Origin of the sequence: Methanospirillum sp. (assembly GCF_028679455.1) — an archaeon.
Taxonomy (GTDB): Archaea; Halobacteriota; Methanomicrobia; order Methanomicrobiales; family Methanospirillaceae; genus Methanospirillum.
This window is the reverse complement of sequence record NZ_JAJRBM010000245.1, coordinates 1-4294: the sequence shown is the minus strand read 5'-3', so window position 1 is coordinate 4294 and position 4294 is coordinate 1. Positions and strand designations below refer to the sequence as shown.

5 protein-coding genes are annotated in these 4294 nt (G+C 45.3%); all 5 read right to left on the bottom strand.

Annotated elements, in window-relative coordinates:
* Positions 1-519 precede the first annotated feature (519 nt).
* Complete coding sequence (locus LUQ50_RS08240; RefSeq protein WP_300038989.1) at positions 520-1116, bottom strand: hypothetical protein; 597 nt, start codon at positions 1114-1116, stop codon at positions 520-522.
* On the bottom strand, positions 1113-1559 hold the full coding sequence (locus LUQ50_RS08235) for a hypothetical protein (RefSeq protein ID WP_300038986.1): 447 nt from the start codon (positions 1557-1559) through the stop codon (positions 1113-1115). The genes LUQ50_RS08240 and LUQ50_RS08235 overlap by 4 nt, the downstream gene beginning before the upstream one ends.
* Before the next feature lie 156 nt (positions 1560-1715).
* Positions 1716-2207: a GNAT family N-acetyltransferase gene (locus LUQ50_RS08230; RefSeq protein WP_300038984.1), complete on the bottom strand. Its 492-nt coding sequence runs from the start codon at positions 2205-2207 to the stop codon at positions 1716-1718.
* Between the two features lie 239 nt (positions 2208-2446).
* On the bottom strand, positions 2447-3943 hold the full coding sequence (locus tag LUQ50_RS08225; protein WP_300038981.1) for an MFS transporter: 1497 nt from the start codon (positions 3941-3943) through the stop codon (positions 2447-2449).
* Positions 3944-3951: 8 nt separating this feature from the next.
* The coding region (locus tag LUQ50_RS08220; protein ID WP_300038979.1) for an HlyD family efflux transporter periplasmic adaptor subunit at positions 3952-4294 on the bottom strand (343 nt) is incomplete at its 5' end.

The following is a 4294-nucleotide window of genomic DNA, read 5'->3' as shown; positions in this document are numbered from 1 at the left end:
TGCTGGGAGTGTGAAAAACGGAAGGATTGTACACTTCTTGACCGTCTCCGTACCATTCATCCCCATATCGACTACCATCTCGATCTCATAACCCGGATGGGTCCTGCTGAATGGTTTGAGAAGAGAAAGGAGCATTACCGGTGGCAGGTACCTGATAAAAACAGATAACCCTCGGAATACCTCGGATTACGGTTGTTCACCGGTGTCATGCCAGCCCATTTTCCATTTCAATTCAGGAAAAAGACTGAAAAATCCGGGTAGTCAGCGATTTTGTATATCGATCAGTTCAGTTCATCTCCTGATATTATCTTCTGCTTTACCGCAGTGCTATTACCGATTACCACAGAACCATTCACCCGCATGGTAACAAAATCATGCGGACAAAGGTGAATTACCCGTGAGGATTGCTGGTGGTCTGGGAAAAAAACCCTTCATGATAGGTAGGCATCAATCGTAATTGATCTGTTAAGGAGTCACCGTTCGAAAACCGAAAAAAAGATCGATATCCGGTATCAGGGATCACCCTGCGGCTGAATGACCGGTTGCCATCTCAATAGCTTCTATCAAGCCCTCCTGGTCATCCGTACCGATACGGATCCGCTTTTTTCCGGGCATATCAATCTCAATCCCCTCATAACCGGATATATTGTACAGGGTTCCGTTTTTTATGTACCTGATTCCCCAGCCATAGTACCATGGTGTTACCACCTGTGAAAAATCAAGGATGAACTCCAATGGAATTTTTCTCCTGATAAGATGAATCGGACCGAATAGTATCCAGACTATATCGTTCCTGACTTCCACGGTAAGCGTTGAGAATAAAAGAAGTGACAATCCCAGAATGAATGATACAATCATAAATAATGGCAGCATTTCCGGAATAAAATAGCCTGTTCCCAGAATGATGGCAAGTGCAGCGATACTCGCCCAGATCTGAACAATGCCTACCTGGCGATGTGAATAGATGGCAGGACTTCTCATTCCATCCTGTGAACCATTCTCCTTCATTTGTGTTACGATATCCATATACTCGTTTCCCTCTTTCTTTTTCAAAGTAACGCCGTGGTTCGGGCACCATCCGGCCCATGAATGTAGTACCTGTAAAATTCGGTTCATATCAGTTTTTTTACTTTTTCAAAGAGTTCATCAGCCATTATCGTAGGATTGTCAGTTGTTTTTATGAGTATTCCAAGTTCTTTTGAGTAGTCCCAGATCAACTCGATACAGTCTTTGTAGAGCTGGCATGAATCGCAGTCTCCTTCATGCTTGTACCAGACCTGCACTCCGTGTTTTTCAGAGACAAAGATGATCGCTTCTGCATTGAAAGGAATCGATCTTCCCATCAGGATTCCATGCTCAACGTTGATGATCTCAACTGCGATCTGGTTTGCATTTGCCATCTCCCTGAGTGAGGTATCGATCTTCTTATCCATAGTCAGAAGACCGCGGGATACCGCCTGCCGTGATATCCCAAGCAGATTGGCGATTGTAATATTGGGAATTCCCTTTCTGCGCATTACCCAGAATCCGAACTGCTTGTCCTCAATAGGCAGAAGCATAGGTCAACACGTGCATGTTGACTTTATAACAATACCGTTCAGAATCACCGAAACAAAGAGTAATGTTCATTCGTTTATCATGACCTGAAATGGAAACATGAGGTTGAACGCGATCAACCCGATATAAAATGAACAGTCACCGGCTGATACGGTCTTTCATGGAATAAATTTCATCATGGTGTTGTCAACAGAGACAAACCCCTCTTTTTCGTACATATATCTTCCCGTTTCGCTGGAAAAAAGATATAATCTCGCAACTTTTTTCTGTCTGCAATATTCAATTGCTTCCTTCGTGATCGTTCTGGCATACCCTTTTCCCCGTTCTTCCGGTTCAGTATAGATACTATGGAGAAAAGCAATCTGTGGTGATGGATCATGGGGAACCGGGACATATGAAAAAAAACTCACCGCTCCACTTGAGAGTATCTGTTCATTTTTACCTATGATCCAGGCATTGCAGGATCCGGATCGAAGATCATCCGTTAGTTTCTGGAGATAATTTGACTCCATGATCTCCATTCCTTCCGGATGAAAAGGAATTTTCCGGTGAGTCCATATCTCCTCAAACATTTTTCGATGATGTTTTGCGAGAACTATCATGTCTTCATATGAAGCAGTCCGGAGAATTGCGTCAGAATTTACCTTCATCAAAACTATTACCTGTTATCATTCATAAAAAAAAATGTCTGGAGAAAACAACTTGATTTCCCGGTTATATCTTCAGGTTTGAGAAGAAATTACTTTTCGTAATATCCGGCAATAGATGCAGAATAGATACTCTGTCAGGTTACGATATGTCAATGAGGTGATTCAGGACTCCGTACCCTTGTGATGCAGGCCCCTTTTCTCACGAGACATGCATCACTGGTAGTACCAAAATAGAGAGATCAATTGGAGAACTGCATCCCGGCACTTACTTTCTGCTCACCCCTCTTGTCATCTTTTGACCCGATAAGCAACGCAAGGACAGATGCTCCAACCAGCATAACCGCCGCAACAACGAAGATCGTGTGATATGAAAGGATCTGGGCATCAAGGGTTATCAGGCCGGTAACAGTCTTCATCGCCGATGGCGTCTGCAGGTATATGCTCGAATATGTCGAGAGGGCAATTATATTATCCTCAATTGAATTGTTGAGAATAGTAGTAAACAGTGCAATTCCAAACGCCCCGGCAATATTTCTTACGAGTGCGAGAACCGCTGATGCACTTCCGATCTCTTCCGGGGGAACCAGTGACGTGATGGTGACAGTCCGCTGTGCCATTCCAAATCCCATTCCCAGTGCCATCACGCTAAAGGGAATGATCACATCCCATGTACTTGATCGTGGATCAAGCCCGATAAAGAGGTAAACTCCAACTGCTGCAAGAAATGTGCTCGTGGCGATCACGTACCGTGCCTGTACCTTTCCGATGAACGAGGATCCGAATAATGCCCCGGTTATCATGAAACATGCAAACGGGATGAACTGGAGCCCGGTCTCTGTTGCAGAATACCCGAGAAATGTCTGATCAAATATCGGAATCAGGAATATTACTCCCATCATGCACATAAAGACCATGAAATTGTTGCCAAGGGAGTGGACAAAAGAGGGAATCCTGAGATACCTGAAGTCTATGATCGGTTCAGGATGCCGTGAATCAATCAGGTAGAATATATAAAAGAATACCGCTGACATCAGAAAACTGGCAATGATAGGAAGTGATGTCCAGCCCCAGTCATATCCCCGGTCAAGTCCAAGCACGAGAAGGGCGAGTGCTGTACCGAGGCTAATGGCACCATACCAGTCAAAATCTTCGCTTCGTCTGTCTGAGACCGATTCCGGGATATAATTCAGGGCCATGATAATCCCAACGATACCTATCGGCAGGTTGATCAAAAACACCGATCTCCACCCGAAGTTGTCGATCAGGGGGCCTCCGATCAGCGGACCGAAGACCGCTGAAGCGGCAAAGGCCGATGACCAGATACCAAGAGCCCTGCCTCTCTCTTTCCGGTCCTTAAAGGTAATGGTGAGGATAGCCATGGCCGTCGGGTAGTCTGCAGAACTTGCAACAGCCTGAATGATCCTGAAAATAATCATGGATCCAAGGTCCCAGGCAAATCCTGCGAGGATTGATCCGACGATAAAGATGATAAAACCCCAGAGATAAACCAGTTTTCTCCCCCTGGTATCTCCAAGTTTACCCCATATCGGAACAAAAACAGCGTTTGCCAGGATATATGCGGTTGATATCCATCCGGCATCAGAGGTAGTGATAGAGAAATCATCCATGATCTTGGGAACGGCTAGTGAGACGATCGTCTGATCCAGCCTGCCAAGGAATGTTCCGATGATCACCGTGAGAAGGATCATCCATTTGAGGCGATCATTTCCGCTCATACAAATGGTTACCTGACGACCCAGATCTTTGCAGACATCCCTGGCTTGAGATCCGGGTATGCATCCACATCATACTCTACTGTCACCTCAAACACCTGTTCCTGTCGTTTGTCAGAGATACTGAAGACAATGTCTCCTTCCCGGGCAATCGGGGCAATTTTCTCAACTACACCCTGGAATACCTCTGAAGGGAAGGCATCTACAGTAAACCGTGCCTCCTGTCCCGGATGAATATCCTTCAGACCCTTGTCCTCTTTGATCCTTCCAACTACCCTGAGTTTCTCCTTGTCAAACATAGAGATGACCGGAGTCTGCGAACTCACCAGCATCCCTGGTGTATCTTCTATTTTT